18 protein-coding genes and 2 pseudogenes are annotated in these 19,772 nt (G+C 44.5%); 15 read left to right on the top strand and 5 right to left on the bottom strand.

The genetic code is table 11. The annotated features are described in order from the left end of the window. Positions 1-4 precede the first annotated feature (4 nt). Positions 5-1,849, top strand: a complete 1,845-nt coding sequence (locus tag AB4Z30_RS06295; protein WP_441924410.1) for an RICIN domain-containing protein — start codon at positions 5-7, stop codon at positions 1,847-1,849. Between the two features lie 63 nt (positions 1,850-1,912). Here AB4Z30_RS06295 and AB4Z30_RS06290 read toward each other — a convergent pair whose 3' ends face one another. Then, positions 1,913-2,857: a helix-turn-helix transcriptional regulator gene (locus AB4Z30_RS06290; RefSeq protein ID WP_441924408.1), complete on the bottom strand. Its 945-nt coding sequence runs from the start codon at positions 2,855-2,857 to the stop codon at positions 1,913-1,915. A gap of 123 nt (positions 2,858-2,980) precedes the next feature. Here AB4Z30_RS06290 and AB4Z30_RS06285 point away from each other — a divergent pair, with 123 nt between their 5' ends. From AB4Z30_RS06285 to AB4Z30_RS06265, 5 genes are all read left to right on the top strand, one after another. Then, positions 2,981-3,844: an NAD(P)-dependent oxidoreductase gene (locus AB4Z30_RS06285; protein ID WP_441924406.1), complete on the top strand. Its 864-nt coding sequence runs from the start codon at positions 2,981-2,983 to the stop codon at positions 3,842-3,844. Positions 3,845-4,091: 247 nt separating this feature from the next. Continuing rightward, positions 4,092-4,649, top strand: coding sequence for a GNAT family N-acetyltransferase (locus AB4Z30_RS06280; protein WP_441924404.1), 558 nt, complete (start codon positions 4,092-4,094; stop codon positions 4,647-4,649). 134 nt (positions 4,650-4,783) lie between these two features. Continuing rightward, positions 4,784-5,539: an exodeoxyribonuclease III gene (locus tag AB4Z30_RS06275; RefSeq protein ID WP_441924402.1), complete on the top strand. Its 756-nt coding sequence runs from the start codon at positions 4,784-4,786 to the stop codon at positions 5,537-5,539. 561 nt (positions 5,540-6,100) lie between these two features. Beyond that, the gene (locus tag AB4Z30_RS06270; RefSeq protein ID WP_441924400.1) at positions 6,101-6,670 is read left to right on the top strand and encodes a hypothetical protein; all 570 of its coding nucleotides are present in this window, start codon (positions 6,101-6,103) and stop codon (positions 6,668-6,670) included. A gap of 226 nt (positions 6,671-6,896) precedes the next feature. Next, positions 6,897-7,874: a diaminopimelate dehydrogenase gene (locus tag AB4Z30_RS06265; RefSeq protein WP_441924398.1), complete on the top strand. Its 978-nt coding sequence runs from the start codon at positions 6,897-6,899 to the stop codon at positions 7,872-7,874. Positions 7,875-7,947: 73 nt separating this feature from the next. On the opposite strand, the gene AB4Z30_RS06260 is transcribed toward AB4Z30_RS06265, so the two are convergent. Beyond that, positions 7,948-8,802 (bottom strand): pentapeptide repeat-containing protein, encoded by an 855-nt coding sequence (locus AB4Z30_RS06260; RefSeq protein WP_441924396.1) that lies wholly within the window; start codon positions 8,800-8,802, stop codon positions 7,948-7,950. 226 nt (positions 8,803-9,028) lie between these two features. Between AB4Z30_RS06260 and AB4Z30_RS06255 the strand changes: the two genes are divergently transcribed. Then, on the top strand, positions 9,029-9,493 hold the full coding sequence (locus tag AB4Z30_RS06255; RefSeq protein ID WP_441924395.1) for a GNAT family N-acetyltransferase: 465 nt from the start codon (positions 9,029-9,031) through the stop codon (positions 9,491-9,493). Positions 9,494-9,606: 113 nt separating this feature from the next. On the opposite strand, the gene gdhA is transcribed toward AB4Z30_RS06255, so the two are convergent. Then, on the bottom strand, positions 9,607-10,995 hold the full coding sequence (gene gdhA, locus AB4Z30_RS06250) for an NADP-specific glutamate dehydrogenase (protein WP_192895046.1): 1,389 nt from the start codon (positions 10,993-10,995) through the stop codon (positions 9,607-9,609). A 390-nt stretch (positions 10,996-11,385) separates the two neighbouring features. On the opposite strand from gdhA, the gene AB4Z30_RS06245 reads away from it, so the two are divergent. The 6 genes and pseudogenes from AB4Z30_RS06245 to AB4Z30_RS06220 all read left to right on the top strand — a co-directional run bounded on the left by AB4Z30_RS06245 (position 11,386) and on the right by AB4Z30_RS06220 (position 16,806). After that, positions 11,386-11,916: a GreA/GreB family elongation factor gene (locus AB4Z30_RS06245; protein ID WP_441924393.1), complete on the top strand. Its 531-nt coding sequence runs from the start codon at positions 11,386-11,388 to the stop codon at positions 11,914-11,916. Further along, positions 11,906-12,412 carry a cation:proton antiporter regulatory subunit gene (locus AB4Z30_RS06240; RefSeq protein ID WP_441924391.1) on the top strand — a complete coding sequence of 169 codons (507 nt, stop codon included), beginning with the start codon at positions 11,906-11,908 and terminating at the stop codon, positions 12,410-12,412. Before AB4Z30_RS06245 ends, AB4Z30_RS06240 begins: the two co-directional genes overlap by 11 nt. A gap of 3 nt (positions 12,413-12,415) precedes the next feature. Next, positions 12,416-13,621, top strand: a complete 1,206-nt coding sequence (locus tag AB4Z30_RS06235; protein ID WP_441924389.1) for a cation:proton antiporter — start codon at positions 12,416-12,418, stop codon at positions 13,619-13,621. 358 nt (positions 13,622-13,979) lie between these two features. Then, a pseudogene (locus AB4Z30_RS06230) lies at positions 13,980-14,694 on the top strand (expansin EXLX1 family cellulose-binding protein). Positions 14,695-14,787: 93 nt separating this feature from the next. Beyond that, the gene (locus tag AB4Z30_RS06225) at positions 14,788-15,735 is read left to right on the top strand and encodes an alpha/beta hydrolase (RefSeq protein ID WP_441924387.1); all 948 of its coding nucleotides are present in this window, start codon (positions 14,788-14,790) and stop codon (positions 15,733-15,735) included. Positions 15,736-15,879: 144 nt separating this feature from the next. Then, the gene (locus tag AB4Z30_RS06220) at positions 15,880-16,806 is read left to right on the top strand and encodes an NADP-dependent oxidoreductase (protein ID WP_441924385.1); all 927 of its coding nucleotides are present in this window, start codon (positions 15,880-15,882) and stop codon (positions 16,804-16,806) included. A 621-nt stretch (positions 16,807-17,427) separates the two neighbouring features. Here the strand turns inward: AB4Z30_RS06220 and AB4Z30_RS06215 are convergent. After that, the gene (locus tag AB4Z30_RS06215) at positions 17,428-17,796 is read right to left on the bottom strand and encodes a hypothetical protein (RefSeq protein WP_441924383.1); all 369 of its coding nucleotides are present in this window, start codon (positions 17,794-17,796) and stop codon (positions 17,428-17,430) included. Positions 17,797-18,374: 578 nt separating this feature from the next. Here AB4Z30_RS06215 and AB4Z30_RS06210 point away from each other — a divergent pair. Both AB4Z30_RS06210 and AB4Z30_RS06205 read left to right on the top strand, forming a co-directional pair. After that, complete coding sequence (locus tag AB4Z30_RS06210) at positions 18,375-18,620, top strand: hypothetical protein (RefSeq protein ID WP_441924381.1); 246 nt, start codon at positions 18,375-18,377, stop codon at positions 18,618-18,620. Positions 18,621-18,805: 185 nt separating this feature from the next. Beyond that, positions 18,806-19,366 carry a GNAT family N-acetyltransferase gene (locus AB4Z30_RS06205; protein WP_441924379.1) on the top strand — a complete coding sequence of 187 codons (561 nt, stop codon included), beginning with the start codon at positions 18,806-18,808 and terminating at the stop codon, positions 19,364-19,366. 96 nt (positions 19,367-19,462) lie between these two features. Here AB4Z30_RS06205 and AB4Z30_RS06200 read toward each other — a convergent pair. Further along, positions 19,463-19,738, bottom strand: a pseudogene (locus tag AB4Z30_RS06200) (IS3 family transposase); the annotation flags it as partial. Positions 19,739-19,772 lie beyond the last annotated feature (34 nt).

Raw genomic sequence — 19,772 nt, 5'->3', positions numbered from 1 at the left:
GCTTATGAAGTGGTTAAAACGAATGAGTGCAGTGCTACTGAGCGGAACGTTGCTGGCTGGCAGCTTGGGTTCAGGGACAGAAGTGTCGGCTGCGGGAGCTTATACAGCTGTGGCTGATCCGTCGAAACAGTATCAGACGGTTGAGGGATGGGGAACATCGCTGGCTTGGTGGGGCAAGGTAGTTGGTGAATATTCGAATCGTGATGAATATGTGGAGAAAATGTTTAATCCATCGACAGGGATTGGCATGAACATTCTGAGATACAACATTGGAGGCGGGGATGATCCATCGTCCAATGTTCTTGAATATCGTAAAGCAGTTCCTGGTTTTCAACCTTCTCCAGGCGTGTACGATTGGACTGCCGATGCAAACCAGCGTTACATGCTGCAAGCTGCCAAGGCACAAGGGGTCAACATCATTGAAGCTTTTGCTAACTCCGCACCTTATTGGATGACAATCAGTGGCAGTGTATCGGGTGCAGCGAATGGCGGGAATAATCTCAAGCCGGATTACTATGATGATTTTGCCGATTATTTGACGGAGGTTGTGAAGCATTTCCGGGATCATTGGGGCATTACATTTGATACGGTGACCCCACTGAATGAACCAATCTCGAATTGGTGGAAGCAAGGGAATGATCAGGAGGGGATGCACTTCGGCCGGGCTGAGCAGAATGCAATTCTAAGTCAGGTTCAGGCATCTCTGAATGCCAAAGGGCTAACGACCAAGCTGAGTGCACCGGAAGAAAACAATCTGGATGATACCAATACCTCTTATAAAAGCTATAGTAATGCCGTCCAATCAGCGATCAGCCAAATTAACACGCATACGTATAATGGCAATAATCGGGCAGCAATGCGTAATACCGCAGCGTCAGCAGGCAAACATTTATGGACATCGGAATATGGCGATGGGGATGCGAGTGGGCTTACGATGTCACGCATCATATTGAAGGATATGCGCAACATGGGGGCTACGGCTTGGGTGTACTGGCAGGCTGTAGATAGTGCGGAAGGCTGGGGATTTTTCAAAAATGTGCTCAACAATACAAAAACGACAAGTTATACGGTTAATCAGAAATACTATGTTATGGGGAATTACAGTAAATTTATTCGTCCAGGTTACAAAATCATCGGCATGAGTGATGCGAATACCCTTGCAGCGTATGATGCGGCATCCGGCAAAGTGGTACTCGTTACGACCAACTCGGAAAGCACCGATACTTCGGTAACCTATGATTTGAGCCGCTTCTCCAACGTAGGCTCCTCCGTGCAGGCATATCGAACTTCTGCGACGGAGAAATTACAACCATTAACGAACATAACAATGCAAAATAAAAAGTTCACAACAACGGCTAAAGCAAATTCGGTAACCACTTATGTGATCTCTGGTGCAGCCTACAGTGGCAACACAGGGTACGAAGCAGGGGCTATTTACAAGCTTGTTAACCGTAACAGCGGCCTTGTACTGGATGTGAATGGGGCTTCATCAGCCGGAGGAGCGACCATTATTCAATGGAGTGATAACGGAGCAGCCAATCAGCAATGGAAGCTGGAGTCTGCAGGCAACGGATATTACAACATTCGTAACGTTGGCAGCGGACTGTTGCTTGATGTCAATTCCGGTTCCACACAGGGCGGAGCAGCGCTGATTCAATGGCAAGCTAACGGAGGTTATAACCAGCAGTGGCTGCCAATTGATGTAGGCGGATATGTAGTTTTCGCGAATCGCAACAGCGGCCTAACCGTCGATATTAATCAAGGATCGATGAACGCAGGAGCGTCCACCATTCAGTGGGAAGATAACGGCGGAGCGAATCAACAATGGAGTTTAGTTAAGGTGAACTAGAATGTAATCTCTCCGGTAATAGCATGATGAACGAGGAACAGCTTGCTTATAGCAGGCTGTTTTTCATTTCCCATATTGTGCAGCCATGGCTTTTAACTTGGTGCGAATCAGGTCACGAACCTGAGGAGGATGTGTAACATGGGCATCTGTTCCCAGGCTAAGAAAGAAACTGACCACCCATGGAGTATAACTCGTGGCCATCTGAGCGTGGATTGCTCCTGAGCCATCTTCGTTAACCTTCATGTATTGCGATAACCACACATCAGCTTGACATCTTCGGACGCCTTCTGGTGACAGTAACACCTTAAGCTCCAGAGGAGTTTCCTCGTCATTTCTCATGATCCATCCTTGTATGTTCTCTCCGGTCAGGTCCACTTTTTGACTCTGATCCACCTCACATTGCAGTTCGCTAATTCGATCAACACGAAATACACGATAATCTACTGCGCGGAAACAGTAGGCCTGACAATACCATAAACCATTCATTGTATACAAACCAAGGGGTTGAATTAGTCGTTCCTGTGTTTCGTTCGCTTGATACTGGATTTGTATGATTCTCTGTTCCAAGGCTGCCTCTAGTATTTCCTTCAAGTAGGGAACATCTAGTTCGTGCGGTGGGACCCAGAATGTGAGTCTTTGTTGCATGCGTTCAATTTTATGTTTGAGGTCACTGGATAAATAATGGAAAAACTTGCGTAACGCACTTTGTACTTCATTGTTAAAAGGGAGAGATGTATAGTTCTGTAACGATTGAGCTGCAAAAAATAAAGCCATAGCTTCATACTCCGTAAAACTGATTGGTGGCAACACCTTTTCTCTTAAAACACGGTAACCACCGTTAGGACCAACCTCGGAATAAAGTGGCACGCCAAGTTCGCTTAATTCTGCTAAATCACGAATCATGGTTCGACGTGATACTCCACACTCATCTGCCAGTTCTTGTACGGTAAACGTTCTGCGTTCATTCACTAACATGATTAACTGAACAAGCCGTTGTGCTTTGTGCATATATACTCCCTAAATTTATTTTATAATCATGCCATTGCTTGTCACTATTATCTATTATGCTTAATTTCGAAGTCAAGACGCTTGCCTTTAATGCGTGATACAGACACTTTGGGAGGAATAATAATGAATGAAGTAACGGTTATTGGTTTAGGAGAGATGGGGGGAGCTATTGCTCAAACATTACTGGAAAAGGGATATCAGGTGACCGTATGGAATCGTACATCGACAAAGGCAGATTCCATCGTTGAAAAAGGAGCAGTACTCACGTCTACGGCAGCTGAAGCAATTTGTGCTAGTCAAATATCCATTATATGTGTGTCAGATTATAAGACCTCATATGAAGTGCTGGATGTAGAAGATGTACATGCGGCCTTGTCGGGGAGAGTGCTCATCCAACTTACTACAGGAAGCCCTGAACAGGCCCAAAAGCACGAAATCTGGGCAAATACCCATGGTGCTACATATATAGATGGAGCTATAGCCGCAGCCCCTGCCCAGATCGGAGGATCTCATGCAACCATCTTAACCTCTGGATCGATGGAGGCTTTTGATCAAGTAAAGGCGGTTCTCGGTGCACTAGCAGGCCATGTACCTTATTATGGAGAACAGGTTAGTGCGGCTGCTTCAATCGACCTGGCATTCCTGTCTTATCTGTTTGGTTCATATCTTGGATTCTTCCACGCATCACGAATTCTGGAGTCCGATGGTTTGCGTATTGACGATTTTGGTTCTATGATTGCCGGAGTCTCGCCTATGATTGGCTCCATTCTTCAATACGAAGGTGAGGTCATTCAACATTCCAAATACGAAAATCCACAAAGTTCTCTTCAGATGTCCATGGTAACGGTTGATCTGCTTATGGAACAGGCAAGTGAGAAGAATATGAATAACGAGTTTCCGCTGTTCTTGCAAAACATGTTTCATAAAGCTATAGAAGCTGGTTATGGCGAGCAAGATATAGCATCACTTGTGAAAACGATGCGTTAAAATGAATATATGGCATTTATCTTGAATGAACACAGATCATTTATTGGATCTAAATAATCTTAAATAAGATACCAACATCTCGTGGCCAATCCCGGCAAGTAGTTAGGGAATGGCCTTTTTTCACTTATTTTGATGGATGGTAATCATTTTATGATATGACTTGGTTACATGAAGTTTAACGTAGTAAAATATCAGAGGGACTATAACATACATAATTGAAAGATACTTCGCATAAAGGAGGGTACGTATGAAAATAGTATTTGAATTTGACACGTTTCCGCAAATAGAAACAGAGCGATTTATGCTCCGTGCAGCAACAGATCGTGACAGTGGAGATCTACTGGCACTGTACTCAGATGAGACCGTTGTCGAATATATGCCTCTCGATCCCTTTGAATCCGAACAGGATGCGCTTGACGAGATGGGCTGGTATAGGAAGATTTTCAAGGAACACACAGGTCTACGCTGGATGATTGAAGATAAGGAATCTCATCAAGTGATTGGAACATGTGGATATCTGGGTTACGAAGAGCAACATCATCGCGCAGAGATCGGTTATGATCTGCTTTCATCGTGCTGGGGCAAGGGTGTGATGACAGAGGCTGCTCGTGCTGTGCTGGAATTTGGATTCAACCAGATGCAATTAAACAAAATTGAAGCGAAGGTGGACCCGGAGAATGAAGCGTCCATTCGTTTACTTCACAAGCTCGGTTTCCAGCAAGAAGGTCTGCTGCGTCAGCATGAGTTTGAGAAGGGTAGGTACGTTGATCTTGCTGTTTTCTCGAAGTTACAGAGTGACAACTAGCCCATGTCTTCCTTCTCCTTCTCCAACTTCATCTCCATGTTCATTTTCGATCCCAGTCCTCATGCCCAACATGTGATGTCTTGTCCCGTGAATTAGGCTCATGTTATATTGGAGAGATGTGAGGAGATGAGAGTATGAAGCTGGTGTCCTGGAATGTGAATGGGCTTCGAGCCTGTGTGAATAAAGGATTTATGGATTATTATCAACAAAGCGATGCCGATATTTTCTGCCTTCAGGAGACGAAATTACAGGCTGGACAGATCGAGATGGATCTGGGGGAAGACGTCTATCAGTACTGGAATTATGCGATCAAAAAAGGATACTCCGGCACGGCTGTATTCAGCCGCATCAAGCCATTGTCTGTGTACTACGGTATGGAAGAGGATAGCGAGCCGGAAGGCCGAATGATTACGCTAGAGTACGATGCCTTTTATCTGATTAATGTCTATACACCTAATGCTAAACGTGATCTGACCCGTCTGCCTTACCGTCTGGAGTGGGAAGACCGCTTTCGGTCCTACGTCCTGCAACTGGAGCAGACAAAACCTGTAATCATCTGTGGGGATCTGAACGTGGCTCATCAAGAGATTGACTTGAAGAACCCGAAACCGAATATGGGCAACTCCGGATTTACGCATGAGGAGCGCGGCAAGATGACAGACCTGCTTGCATCAGGATATGTGGACAGTTTCCGTCATTTGCACCCAGATCAAACCGATGTGTACAGCTGGTGGTCGTATATGCCTAAGGTCAGAGAGCGGAACGTGGGCTGGCGGATCGATTATTTTCTTGTGTCCACTCTGCTTGCACCAAGTGTAGCCGAAGCCTATATCGACTGTCATGTCATGGGCAGTGATCATTGCCCGGTAGGCGTTAAGTTGAAACTGTGAGAACACACAAGTAAGCAAGCAAAATGTGACAACCGTTTGTATCCCGAAAAAGGGATGCAGGCGGTTTTTTACGTCATACTGTGCCTCAGAGGTAGGGGAGAGGGACTGGACTTTGGTTGGGGAAAGGACTGGACTCCGGATTGTTTCAATCCCGCCATTTCTTGGGTACGATTGAAGCATACATATATTATAAGTTGATGACTCATTGATACAGAGCGGAGAAAAAGCATGGGTCTATCCCGTGTGAAAAATATGAAATAGTTCAAGCAGTTCAAACGTAAACAACCTGTATATAGAAGGAGGAGGGTTGTATGAAAAAGTTCAAAGTCTTCACCCGATTCCTATCCATACTTGCAGTAAGTTGTCTGTTATCCTTGACGGTGTTATCGTTATCGGTCATCTGGATTAACATACCATAGGAGCTGTATCCGTTATGCAGCAGACACTGGAGCTCGACTAAACAAAGGAGGGATGTGCAATCAGCATACAGAAGCATACTTCTGATGTGAGAATGTGATTTGGAGAATGACAACATAAAACAACTAGAAGGAGTGATTTTTAATGGTGAAAAAGAAAAAATATCTGCTGGCCTGCGCTGCGCTGGCTATGATGGTGGCATTAAGCGCGTGCAACAGTGCTGCTGACGGGACCAAAGGTGAATCTGAGAAGGTAAATAGTGAGGCAACATCTGGAACAGCTGAGCCAGCTGTCACAGAAAACACAAGCGAAGCAGGTACAGGTACAGAAGCCGCATCCACGCCGGTAACTTCGGAACCATCCGCAAATAAAGGTGAAAGTAGTGCGGTGGACGGCATGCCGGAACACTTGCCTAAAGATTTCCCATTACCAGACGATGCCAAGATTACCACAGCGACTTCTGGAGAGGATGAAGGGAAGAAATCAGCAATGATGATCTTTACCACGGAACAGGACATGAAGACAGTATCGAAACTGTACAAAGATTATTTTGCAGACAAGAAACTGGCAGACTCCGGACAGTTGATTGATGAAAAAAATATTGTTATTCAAGGGACCGAACCGGACACCAAGCAGAATTGGTCTCTGATCGGAGGAGCACTGGCGAGTCAGGAAGGTGTCGTTGAACTCACGTTAACCTGGTCAGAATCTTAAGAAGTTACATCGTGGCTAGAGAAGCATTCGTTTTGGGGATGCAATTAAAACAGAATCTTTATACATGAAATTGTTTATTCACTCATACCTTGTGGCTGTACAGCGTTAAAGCTGTTCCTCTGCAAGGTATTTTTGATTTACATCTGGAAACCTGACAAGCTACATGTTATGTTATATCCTTAGATAGACTTATAGACAAAAGATTCAGACAGGGAGAGGATTAAACATGATTAAAGTTGGTATCGTAGGTTACGGCAACCTGGGTAAAGGTGTAGAAAAAGCAATTACCCAGAATGATGATCTGGAGCTGGTTGCTGTATTTACACGACGTAATCCAGAACAAATGGTAGCGGAAAGTACAGAAGTTCGCTTTGAGCATATCTCTGCGGCTGAGCAGTATATAGGCAAAATCGATGTCATGATTTTGTGTGGGGGCTCTGCAACCGATTTGCCGGAACAGACACCTGTGATCGCCAAGCTGTTTAATACTGTGGATAGCTTCGATACCCATGCCAAAATTCCTGAGTTCTTCGAAACGGTGAACGCGGCAGCTGAGCAAGGTGGACATGTAAGCGTGATCTCGACAGGCTGGGACCCGGGTTTGTTCTCCATGAATCGTTTGCTTGCACAATCTATTCTACCCGAAGGAAAAGAGTACACGTTCTGGGGCAAAGGGGTTAGTCAGGGTCACTCCGATGCGATTCGACGTGTATCAGGTGTTAAAGCCGGTGTGCAATATACGGTACCTGTAGAAGAAGTGATTAACCGTATTCGTTCAGGTGAAACTCCGGAATTGTCCACACGTGAGAAACATCTGCGTCAATGTTTTGTTGTGGCAGAAGAAGGCGCGAACCAGGAAGAGATTCGTGAAACGATTGTGAATATGCCGAACTATTTCTCAGATTACGATACGACAGTTACCTTCATCAGTGAAGAAGAACTGAAATCCGAGCATGCAGGTATGCCGCATGGCGGTTTCGTAATTCGCAGCGGAATTACAGGTAACGGGCAGAAACAAATTATCGAATTTGGTCTGAAGCTCGACAGCAACCCGGAGTTCACCGCGAGTGTACTCGTGGCGTATGCCCGTGCAGCACAGCGTTTGAGCAAGGAAGGGCACAAAGGGGCGAAGACGGTATTTGATATCCCGCTCGGCCATCTGTCTCCGAAATCGGCTGCGGATCTACGCCGTGACTTGCTGTAATCTTAGTCTGTAATATGCTTATAAAAATAGCTCGTCCTTCGGTGGAAGGACGAGCTATTTGCATTGTGCGCCTCTAACGCCAATGAGAAGGTTTGCTTAAATGGTCAGGCAGCAAGGTATCCTTGTTTCCCATAGCAGCGTTCAGCTGAGATTGTGTCAGAAAAATCCCGCCGCGTAGGTCGGCTCCGCCAAACTCCGTATCCCGCAGGTCTGCACCGATCCAGTCGGCGTTTCGTACATCGGCATTACGCAGATTCGCTGCAATCATGAGCGCGCCCCGGAAGCTCGCACCTCTCAGGTCTGCTCCTTGCAGATTAGCCCCCAGAAAATCCATGCCGCTGCGTTTTTTGCCTTTGGCCTTACCCTGAGCTTGTGTTTTCGCCGGAGCGCTGTTACGTACGATCTCACTAGCCTGAATTAGCAAGGTGTTCACGTTTGCGCGATGGCTCGTGATATCCAGTTGCAGCAGGGCTGCCGGTTCCAGATCACTCAGGCGCGACACATCGGGATAAGCTTTTTCAATTGAGGCATGGAGCGAAGCGGTATCGGGCCGCATCATGACCTCTCTCATGTAACTGATCAGCTCATGAATCTGACGCAACACAGGTAGACAGTCATACATTTCACGGGCCGTTTCGGAGTGCGTACGCCAGCTTCTGTCCGCATACGTCACCTGTGACAGCTTCTGACCTGCACCAAAACAGTCATAGACGGTGCAACCTTTGAAGCCTTTCTGCCGAAGCTGGGTGTGGATACCACATCGGTAATCCTCCCGCAGATTGGGGCAAGGGGTGCCGCTGGACTTGTCAAAAGCAAAATCCGAAGATTTTCCATAAGGCAAAGCCACACAACATAACCCGTAACACTGCTCGCAGTCTGCTTGAAGATGAGGATTGCAACTGTGGTTTAATGAATGGTTAGACAACATACACACTTCCTTATCATAATCAGAACCTGCTGATCTCAAATGTATCGATAAAATCATGTCATGTTTACTTTACCATTGTAAGTAATTCACATCAATCCAATTTAACGGATGGTGTTTATACGTTTTTGGTGGAAATGACCATGGGAAAGAGCACATATGTTAAAATATATAATTGAATTATACAAAATTAGCAGTACTGTCGGATAGTGAACGGAGGTAGCAGCAAGTGGATGAATTAAAGATACGTCAGGCTACCCTAGGAGATCGGGAGCAACTGGCAGATTTACGGGCTCTGGTGTTGTATGATGATTTGACACGTTTGGGTCGATATGACGAGATTCGGGTGAGGGAGCGTTTTCGAAATACATTCCAGCCAGAACATACACAAATTTTGGAATTGGAAGGCGTGTTAATTGGATGTGTGTCGTTAAAACCGGGAGACGGTGAGTTTTTGCTGGAGCACTTCTACATTGATCCGGATTATCAGGGCAGGAAACTAGGCACGAAGGTGCTTAATATGTTGTTTGAACAGGAAGCCGTACAGGGCAGACGTGTCACTTTAAACGTGTTGCAAGGAAGTCCGGCAATGCGTCTATACGAACGTTTCGGGTTTACTACAGATCACGAAGATGAAGTGGACGTATTCATGTCCAGAAACCCTCAAGGGATTGGAAAACTCGCGCATAGTTGAGTGTACAGCATAATACAAAGAAGCCTCTCCTTGGCATGGTAGTTTGAAATGACCATAGCACGAAGGAAAGGTTTCTTTTGTATGAACTATTTTAAGAAAACGTTAAAAAGGAATTACACGACACCTTGGGCAATCATGGAATCGGCTACTTTGAGGAAACCGGCAATGTTCGCTCCAGCAAGCAAGTTGCCTTCGCAACCGTATTCTTCAGCCGCTTCTACGCAGCTTTTATAAATGTTTTTCATAATGTCATGCAGTTTGGCATCAACTTCTTCAAATGTCCAGGACAACCGCATGCTGTTCTGTGACATTTCAAGAGCGGACACGGCTACACCACCGGCGTTCGCTGCTTTCGCAGGGCCAAACAGTACGTTAGCGCCAAGGAATACATCAATGGCAGCCAGCGTGGAAGGCATGTTTGCACCTTCACCAATGGCCTTAACGCCACCTTGAACCAAAAGGGTTGCAGCTTGCTCGTCGATCTCGTTCTGTGTTGCACACGGAAGGGCAATATCACAAGGGATAGACCAGATACCTTCAAAACCTTCGGTATACGTCGCATGCGGGTGTTCTTTGACGTACTCGCTGATCCGCAGACGCTCAACCTCTTTCAGACGTTTTACCGTATCCAGATTAATGCCTTGCGGATCATGTATGTAACCGCCAGAGTCACTACATGCCACAACGCGAGCACCAAGCTCCTGGGCTTTCTCGATGGCATAGATGGATACATTGCCGGAACCGGAGACAACAACGGTGCTGTCCTTAAAGCTAAGCCCTTTTGAGGCAAGCATTTCATTAACAAAGTATACACAGCCATAACCCGTTGCTTCTTTGCGTGCGAGACTTCCACCGTACAACAGACCTTTGCCTGTCAGTACACCAGCTTCATGACCGCCACGAATGCGTTTGTACTGACCAAACATGTAACCAATTTCCCGAGCGCCTACACCAATGTCACCCGCAGGAACGTCTGCGTCCGGACCGATATATTTGTACAGTTCTGTCATGAAACTTTGCGTGAAACGCATCACTTCCTGATCCGATTTTCCTTTAGGATCAAAGTCAGAACCGCCCTTGCCGCCACCGATTGGCAGGCCAGTCAGTGCATTTTTGAAAATTTGTTCAAAGCCCAGAAACTTGATAATGCCCGAGTATACGGATGGGTGGAAACGAAGTCCGCCTTTGTAGGGGCCAATCGCGCTGTTGAATTGTACACGGAAACCGCGATTTACCTGAACTTTACCCTGATCATCGACCCAAGGCACACGGAACGTGATGACCCGTTCCGGCTCAACAAGCTGTTCTAGCAGACTGTGGTTTCTGTATTTAGGATGTGCTTCGATGACGGGGATCAGTGAATCCAGGATTTCCTTAACAGCCTGATGAAATTCATTCTCGTTCGGGTTTCTCGCGATAACCGACTCATAGACGGAATGAACATATGCTGCGGCAGTAGTAGCTTGAGATGACGTTGAACTTTCTTTAGTAATCGTGGACACTTTTTCAATGCACTCCTTTATCGTGTTAAAGTCTCTAGATACCTATTTGTATAAATTGCATAAAAGTTTGTAGTTAAATATACAGGAAAGGAAATAAAAATACGAGACAAAAATCCATAAAATGTTTTTTGTGAGGTAATTAAAATGTTCTATAGATATATCATTAAAYGTAAAGAATATCGTGAAAAGTTGGATAATATACCCAAAGTATAGAATTAAACTCCAAGTTAGCAGAATAGATTGGATTAATAATTTCATTTTGGTAAGATGGTAAGGAGGGCTCGTCATTCGGGCCCTTTTATTATAAGAAGGAGGACAACAGGATGATGATGGTTAACAACAAGCGAATCTGCGTGGAGAACAAGGCGTGTATAGGAGGTGAGATCTACTATGAACCGTAGGACTCCACTTGACAATTGCAGAGAAATGCTGGTGAGTCAGCTGTTGATCTTGGGCGAAGAGAAAAGGACTTTTCTTGACGCTTATTTTGACGTGCGTAATCCCGAGCGTATACAGCTTGATAAACAATTAATGGCCTATACAGAACGAGTCGAGCAATTGCTCGCTGGACCGGATGAGTCTCTGAGTTCCGTAGTGTTGATTGGCAGTCAGATTGAACTGGAATATGTTGATTTTCATACTTCGGATAAGTTAACGATTGTTATGCCAGAAGAAGCAGACCCGGACGAAGGACAGATTTCATTCCTTTCTCCTGTGGGACGTCAACTTCTACTGGGGAATAAAGGCGAAGAGAGAGCCATCTCTACTCCTTCGGGTTCCATGAAGATTCGTATAGCGGACATTCAATGGGCTTTTGAACAGAGCTCAGAGCTGGTGCAGGAGCTTGAGCAGGCTGATGATGAGGCGAAACAAAATCCGCTGCAAGGCTTGACTCAGGGAGGTGCGAATCATGCACTTTAAAGAAACGGATCTGCCAGGCATTGGACGTAAATACTGGCTGCATACTCGCAGCGGGGAGCATCTTGTCATCGTGGTTCATAATGATGAACGGCGTGATTTGTTCCATATGGAATCTGGAGATCAAGCGGAAGATCTCGGAGATATGGTCTCTCTCGTGACCCTTGACGATGATGAGGCAAGAGCTGTAGCTGCTATAGTCGGTGGCATGACGTATAAACCTCAGTTCCAGAACGAACGGGAAGTTATGCTGGAAGGGCTCCTGATTGAGTGGCTACGTATCGAACCCCATGCCGCTTGTATAGGGAAGACGATTGGAGAGATGAACATCCGTCAGGTTACCGGTGTGGCGATCTTGGCGGCGGTTGACAAAGAGAAACAGAAACAATTCAACCCTGGGCCAGAGTATGTGTTCACCAGTGGGGCGACAATTGTTGTTGCCGGTGAACGTGAGCAGCTCAAGCAGCTCAAACAATGGTTGACCGATGGGCGGATGTAGCGTATGGATATGCTCATATTTGAAGTGGGGGTTGCCATTGCGCTGATTACACTTACGGGATTAATATCTGCACGACTACGATTTTCGGTTATTCCATTTTACATTCTGGTCGGTATGGCCGTTGGACCGCATGCACCACAGTTTGGCATTGTGGATTTACGATTTATCGAAAGCTCGTCTTTTATTGAATTTATGGGCCGGCTGGGAATTTTATTTTTATTGTTTTATCTGGGATTGGAATTTTCGGTCTCACGGTTATTAAAATCAGGGAAAGCCATCTTAACCGGTGGCATATTCTATGTGGCTCTCAATTTTGTTTCAGGCTTGTTGCTTGGCTGGTTCATGAATCTGCCACTTCAGGAAACGATGGTCGTATGTGGGATCATGACCAGCTCATCAACAGCTATTGTAGCCAAAGTGCTTGTGGATTTAAAACGTACCGCGAATCCGGAGACGGAAATTATTATGGGCATGATTATGTTTGATGACTTGTTTATTGCCATTCATATTTCCATTCTGACTGGACTTGTGCTTAGCGGAGCAACTTCATTTGGAAGTGTGCTGCTGGTATCTCTCTCGGCTTTGCTGTTTATTGTACTGTTCCTGATTATCGGTAGGAAGAGTATTAAATATATAGATAAGGCATTGAACATTAAGTCCTCGGAGTTATTTTTGCTTACGATCATGACACTGCTCTTCCTCGTGGCGGGATTCTCGGAAACACTTCATGTCGCTGAGGCGATTGGCGCGTTAATGATTGGACTTGTGCTTGGGGAATCAAGGCATGTCAGCCGAATTGAGCAGCAGATTATGCCGTTCAAAGACTTTTTTGGTGCCCTGTTTTTCTTCAGCTTTGGCCTGACCATTGAGCCAGCTTCCCTCGGTGGGGCTGTAGGGATGACACTGATTGCCGTTGTGCTGACGATTCTGAGTAACTTCGGTGCAGGTATGATCGCAGGTAAAATGGCAGGAGTGTCGAACAAGGCCTCTTTAAATGTGGGCTTTACACTGGTATCTCGGGGTGAGTTCTCGATCATCATGGCGAACATCGGTAAGGCCGGAGGTCTGATGGCATCCATTCAATCCTTTGCTGTGTTATACGTGTTGATTCTGGCTGTACTGGGGCCTATTCTGACGAAAGAATCTCCTCGCATATATGCGAGGTATGAACGATTCCGGAATCGGGGGAAACGAAAAGAAGCAGGATAAGCAATCATAGATAGGTTATAAGTGAGATGCAAGATGCAGAATATAAGAAACAAGAAACAAGAGATAAGAAAAGCGATACCAGATATAGAAGAAACAAGAGATACAAGAAGTACTTTTGCTAGATAAGATGTAGACTATGGATCTGATGCAAGGCTTAGAAGTGCGTCGCACGATGCTGGAGAACGAACCTTCTCCCAAGTGCGGCGCTTTTTTACGTAATAAAGCAGGACTTTAGATGTGATTTTCCGAAAGTGTATTTAAATATTTTAAAATTTATGTAAAATAATGTTACTCCTTGTCTATGACAATGAAGATCTATTTTTAGAATCACAGCCAAAATGATAGGAGGAATAACACAATGAGCAAGAAAAGTAGATTTCATCGTTTCAGATGGTCTGCAACAGGTATACTGCTCGGTCTTGTCTTATTTGCTTTACCTGCGTCTGCTGCTTGGAATGATACATATCAAGGGTACGCTACGTACAGGGTCGGGTTACTCGGGTGGTGCTGTATTGCTTGATCCGATTCCAGCAGACATGAAGATTACCGCACTCAATCCATATCAGCTTAATTATAACGGTGTCAAAGCTGCTTTAGCAGGAGCTTATCTTGAAGTACAGGGGCCCAAAGGGAAAACTGTGGTATATGTTACAGATTTATATCCGGAAGGGGCCAGCGGTGCTCTGGATCTCTCACCGAATGCGTTTAACCAGATTGGAGATCCTCAAGCTGGGAAGATCAATATCAGCTGGAAAGTTGTCAAAGCTCCGATCGAAGGGAACGTATCTTATCGGATCAAGGAAGGTAGCAGTCAGTGGTGGGCAGCCATTCAAGTCCGTCATCATAAATATCCGGTACTGAAGTTTGAAGTGAAGCAGAAGAACGGCTCGTGGCTTAATCTCGAAAAGCAAGATTACAACCATTTCCTTGGCACGGGATTAGGTAAGGAAGAATTAAGTATTCGGATCACCGATATTCGTGGTAAAGTGGTGTATGATTCCATTCCCCCTCTGCCAAACGATGGATCAGGCGGGGCATATATCGTACCGGGTAACGTACAGTTCCCGGATTAAATGAAATGTGGCATCAAAAATAAGTATGATCATACATGAGTCTTAAAGTCGTACATCGTACGGCTTTTTTGATATAGAAAAAGGAGCGTACATATGAGAGAAAGCTTGCCATCCTATAGAACAACACATTTATATTGGAAGCAGTATCAGACTTTTTTTCCCGAGAAAGTCAGGTTGGATGAAAACAACTCCCCGGAAGAGGAATGGTGGGACAGCTATGGAGTCCATGTTCATATGGACCGATTTCCTGTGTTAGAGTCTTCTGTCAAAATACTTTTTATTCATGGCGCTGGGGGGAATGGCAGGTTACTTGCTCCATACGCACGAATGCTGCAGCAACATGGATACGAGGTCATATCGCCTGATCTGCCGCCGTACGGTCTAAGCTACGCACTGCATGGCACGCGAATAAATTATGAACTATGGATTACACTGTTAGATGCTCTTATGGAGCGGGAGTACAAAAAAGACGGCATACCTTTCGTTGTATTGGGCAGCAGTATTGGTGGTATGCTGGCTTATCACGTCAGTGTACGAAATAAACATGTGAAGGGATTAATAGCAACAACATTTGTAGATACGAGTGATCCAGATATGCGCGATCAGATTGCTCCAAATCGGTTCGTCAGTCGTGTGGGTAAACGCATGATGGATCTTTTCCCTGGCGTATTAGATGCTGTACGAATCTCGGTTAAACGAGTTTCTCGAATGGATCTGATTACGAACAACATGGACTTAACCCGTCTCATTATGAATGATCCACAGGCGGCAGCTACGTCTGTCCCTCTGGAATTATTAAGAACTTTCCTGAATAAAACGCCAGAAGTGAGCCCGGAACAATTCAATCAGTGCCCGGTTTTGCTGGTTCATCCTGAGATAGACCCAATGACTCCATTACAGTTCAGTCAATCCTTTTTCGATCGTTTGGCTGTGGAGAAGGAGTGTGTCATTTTGGAGGGAGCAGGTCATTTTCCGATAGAGCAACCGGGTCTGAGACAATTGGAAGAAGCGGTTCTACGATTTTTGCGAAAGATGCATTAGCTCCTGGATCGTGTCTTATTGATGGAATGAAAATGCTGTGACTTCAGGTCAAGTGAAGCGATGAATGGGGTAATCATAAATAGAGAAGAGTATGAGAATAACCCATCACATGTCATTCCATTGAAAGAAAGGCAGGGATTCAACATGAAAGCTATTGTCATTGAAGCATTTGGCGGACCCGAACAATTAAAGGAAAAGGAAGTACAAAAGCCGGCATGCGGTGTGAATCAAGTATTAATTCGCACACATGCCACATCAGTCAATCCGGTTGACTTCAAAATAAGACAAGGTCACCTAAAAGAAGCGGCAGATCAGTTGCCGATGATTCTGGGCGGTGACGTAGCAGGTACCGTGGTTGAAGCAGGTTCCAACGTGACTCGTTTCAGAGAAGGAGAYCGTGTATTTGCCCGCCCACGTCAATTCGGAACCTATGCGGAATATGTTGCTGTGGATGCAGATATCGTGGCCCGCATTCCCGAGCAACTCAGCTTTGAGGAAGCAGCAGCGATTCCACTCGCCGCAATGACAGCGTGGCAGGCACTTGTCGATCATGGTCATTTGGGCAAAGGACAGAAGGTGCTCATTCATGCCGGTGCAGGCGGAGTAGGCACATATGCCATTCAAATTGCCAAATCGTTGGGCGCTGAGGTGGCTTCCACAGCGAGTGCAGCGAACGAGGAATTACTACGCTCGTTGGGCGTAGATCATTTCATTAACTACAAGAAACAGGATTTCTCGCAAATTCTCTCAGACTACGATGTCGTGCTGGATACGATGGGCGGTGACATCCAGCGAGACAGCTTCAAGGTGTTAAAGTCTGGAGGACGTCTGGTATCTCTTGTAGAGCAGCCGGATGAGAAACTGGCGAAGGAAGCTGGCGTGACAGGTAACGTGTTCATGATGGAGCCAAAAGGGGATCAACTGGAACAATTGGCTGAACTAGCAGCTGCCGGAAAACTGAAATCCATCATTGATGAGACGTATCCGCTGACTGAGCAAGGTTTGCGCGATGCTCACGAAAAAAGTGAATCTCATCATACACGGGGCAAGCTAGTCATTACTGCGGATTAATCTGGGATCGGTTAGCTGCCAAGCAGGCCGAAGCCTGTACTGTGAAATTGGGGAATGTTGGTTTATACATTGAAACAAACGTTTCTCAATCTAAAAACAAAAGCTGTTCTCCATACGGGAGAACAGCTTTTGTTTTTTTATGTTCGGTTATATGCATTTGTGCCGTTTGAACAAAAATGGCAAGCACGTACTTTTAAGTGAAGAGGGACACTGGGACGATGTGAACAAGGTTATTACTGAACTGGAAACAAAACAGGCAGAAATGTTTGCTAGGCTTGTGTTTGCAACGGAGAAAGTAGAATTTCTATGCAGTCTGATCAAGCTCAAACATAAAAATAGGTAGGGAAGGATGAAGACATGGCACAAACAATACTTGATCGTTTGAACGAAAAAATAGCTTATAAAACCATCATCAACACGGCGTTACACATATCCCCCCCTGAAATCATTGATCAATCGGAACAATGAAATCATTCTGGAGCCACGGAAGCAGAGTTCAATGTAATTTAATCAAGCTGCCCCTGCATAATACAGAAAGCAGCTTGAAGTGGCTAATCTTATTCAAATTGACCTTATAATAGGTGAGCTTTATTTTTTCTATGAGTTTTTTCTCTACGTATATTAACCTATCTCTTCTAAAGATGAAAGAAGTACATATCCCCCAAGGGCTTGTACCCATTCTTCCCCATCAACAAACCAGGATTGGCGGCCAATGTTGAGCTCAGTTGGATAATATACACTAGTAATGTACTTGCCATTTCTAGAAGGAGTTGCTCTAATGTTAGCACCAGGACCTTGCTTAACTCTATACGTACCAGTCATTATTTTGACTTCATCAGAGCCTGATTCAGGTACTATTGTTAAACGTGAATCAATAATACTCGGTACATTGGGTTTAACCCTTTCAGTGTGGTCAGCCATAGAGAATGCTCCAGTGGCGGGGAGAGAGAGAGCAGTAATTAAAGAAGCAAAGATTAACTTTTTCAACATACAAACATCTCCTTTTATTTAATAATTTGTATTTCTAATACACACAAAGCATACTCCTAATTACCAATAATAGGTAATGTATATTTAAACTTTTGCATAAATAATTACATTCGAAAAACATTTTTTATGTTAATATCTTAAATTTACAGAAAATGCTTGATATATCTGGGTAAATCAGAGATCCATTCCTGTAGTTGACAAAGAACAGGCGTGCTGTTTTTCTTTATTTTTGCTTGGGATATTTCGTGAAATAAATTCAAGAGCTGCTGAAGTACTGCGGGGAAAACGAAAAAGACCAGTTAAACAGAAAAGGTTGGCGTCTGCTTGAGTAGGGAGAATAGTCATTATCCTGTGCTTTTTTAGTAATTTCTTGCAACTTTTTACAGTCTTCATCAGGTGAATTGGATTTCCCATTCTTACTCGTCATCGTTGAGCAAATCATTGAAGGTGAGAACATCAACATCAGAATGGTGCCCATCGATCAGATTAATGCAGCAGCCTATAATCCCCAGGTTGACCTTCAGCTAGGCGATCCAGAATACGAAAAGCTATAGCAAAGCACCGAGGAATTTGGCCATGTGGAGCCAATCATATGGAATGATCACACCGGGAACGTGGTCGGTGGCCATCAACGGTATAAGATCATGGTCAACGAGCTGGGTCATACTGAACTGCAAGTTTCGGTTGTTAATCTGGACGAGCAGCAGGAGAAGCTGCTGAACATTGCTTTGACCAAGGTATCTGGTGATCGGGATRAAGAAGCATTGAAGATTTGCATCAAGCTTATTTTAGTTAAATGGATTGCTGATATAAAAAGAAAGTGATTACAAGATTGACTGATGAAGTATTAACATGCATTTAAACTCGTGTTATAATTTACCAAGTAAATGAAAGGAATGAGAACGATGTAGTCGTAATTAATTTTGATCCTCGAGCAAGATCTCCACCTTCTTCTATTTATTAATAGTGTAAGTAGAAAAAAAGGATGAAAATTGAGGAGGATCAGTATATGAGTAATTACATTTGGGGTGGAATGAAAGTTAGATTACGCCCGGTATCACCAACAGACGGGGAAAAGTTTCATTTCAATGATCAAGATTCGGAAAATGCAAGATTATGTGATGAGTTACATTTTCCAAGATCAGAAGAAGGCACGATGAGTTGGGCAGAGCATCAATCAAAAAACTCTTCTCATGGCGACAACGTATTTCTAGCCATGGAAACGCTCGATGGAACACTTATCGGCAGCATCTCCACGAATAGTTGTAACCACCGATGTGGTACATTTAATTATGGAGTCTCGATCTTCCGTGAGCACTGGCGTAAGGGTTATGCATCTGATGCCATTAAAACTCTACTACGGTATTACTTTGAGGAATTAGGATATGTGAAGGTGAATGCGCATGTGTATGCATTTAATGAGGGCTCTATAGCATTGCATGAACATTTAGGTTTCATTCAAGAGGGAAGGATCAGAAACATGATCTTTACAAAAGGACGGCACTATGACGAATATATCTATGGTTTAACTAATAAAGAATTTGAGGAAATTGATAAAAAGAAAATATAACACAGTTCCTTGTACAGTTTCCTCATATCATGAAACGATAACACTGAAAAACCACCCATTTTTAAGTGACCCCGTAAAGTTAGATAGATTATATCTTTAAGCAACTTGTTGGGCATGAATCCGGTACTCTACCGGACTCATGCCTTTTAGTTTTGCCTTAATGCGTTTGTTGTTGTAATAATCGATGTATTGGGATAGTTCTTGTTTAAAATGTGAGATATTTTCAAATGGCTTTAAATACAAAAACTCGGATTTCATGATGCCAAAGAAGTTTTCCATGACGGCGTTATCGTAGCAGTTCCCTTTACGGGACATACTTTGCGTGATGCCACGTTTTTCAAGGGCATGACGATAGGGTCTCATCTGGTAGTGCGTTTGATCCTTCTGTGCTTTAGATCCTTTTTTC

The sequence above is a fragment of the Paenibacillus sp. 2TAF8 genome, assembly GCF_052114825.1.
Lineage (GTDB): Bacteria > Bacillota > Bacilli > Paenibacillales > Paenibacillaceae > Paenibacillus.
This window is presented reverse-complemented; position numbering and strand designations above follow the sequence as displayed.

Coding starts and splice junctions, on each gene's coding strand:
- AB4Z30_RS06295 (WP_441924410.1), top strand. CDS start 5: ATGAAGTGGTTAAAACGAATGAGTGCAGTGCTACTGAGCGGAACGTTG.
- AB4Z30_RS06290 (WP_441924408.1), bottom strand. CDS start 2,857: ATGCACAAAGCACAACGGCTTGTTCAGTTAATCATGTTAGTGAATGAA.
- AB4Z30_RS06285 (WP_441924406.1), top strand. CDS start 2,981: ATGAATGAAGTAACGGTTATTGGTTTAGGAGAGATGGGGGGAGCTATT.
- AB4Z30_RS06280 (WP_441924404.1), top strand. CDS start 4,092: ATGAAAATAGTATTTGAATTTGACACGTTTCCGCAAATAGAAACAGAG.
- AB4Z30_RS06275 (WP_441924402.1), top strand. CDS start 4,784: ATGAAGCTGGTGTCCTGGAATGTGAATGGGCTTCGAGCCTGTGTGAAT.
- AB4Z30_RS06270 (WP_441924400.1), top strand. CDS start 6,101: ATGGTGAAAAAGAAAAAATATCTGCTGGCCTGCGCTGCGCTGGCTATG.
- AB4Z30_RS06265 (WP_441924398.1), top strand. CDS start 6,897: ATGATTAAAGTTGGTATCGTAGGTTACGGCAACCTGGGTAAAGGTGTA.
- AB4Z30_RS06260 (WP_441924396.1), bottom strand. CDS start 8,802: ATGTTGTCTAACCATTCATTAAACCACAGTTGCAATCCTCATCTTCAA.
- AB4Z30_RS06245 (WP_441924393.1), top strand. CDS start 11,386: ATGAACCGTAGGACTCCACTTGACAATTGCAGAGAAATGCTGGTGAGT.
- AB4Z30_RS06240 (WP_441924391.1), top strand. CDS start 11,906: ATGCACTTTAAAGAAACGGATCTGCCAGGCATTGGACGTAAATACTGG.
- AB4Z30_RS06235 (WP_441924389.1), top strand. CDS start 12,416: ATGGATATGCTCATATTTGAAGTGGGGGTTGCCATTGCGCTGATTACA.
- AB4Z30_RS06225 (WP_441924387.1), top strand. CDS start 14,788: ATGAGAGAAAGCTTGCCATCCTATAGAACAACACATTTATATTGGAAG.
- AB4Z30_RS06215 (WP_441924383.1), bottom strand. CDS start 17,796: ATGTTGAAAAAGTTAATCTTTGCTTCTTTAATTACTGCTCTCTCTCTC.
- AB4Z30_RS06205 (WP_441924379.1), top strand. CDS start 18,806: ATGAGTAATTACATTTGGGGTGGAATGAAAGTTAGATTACGCCCGGTA.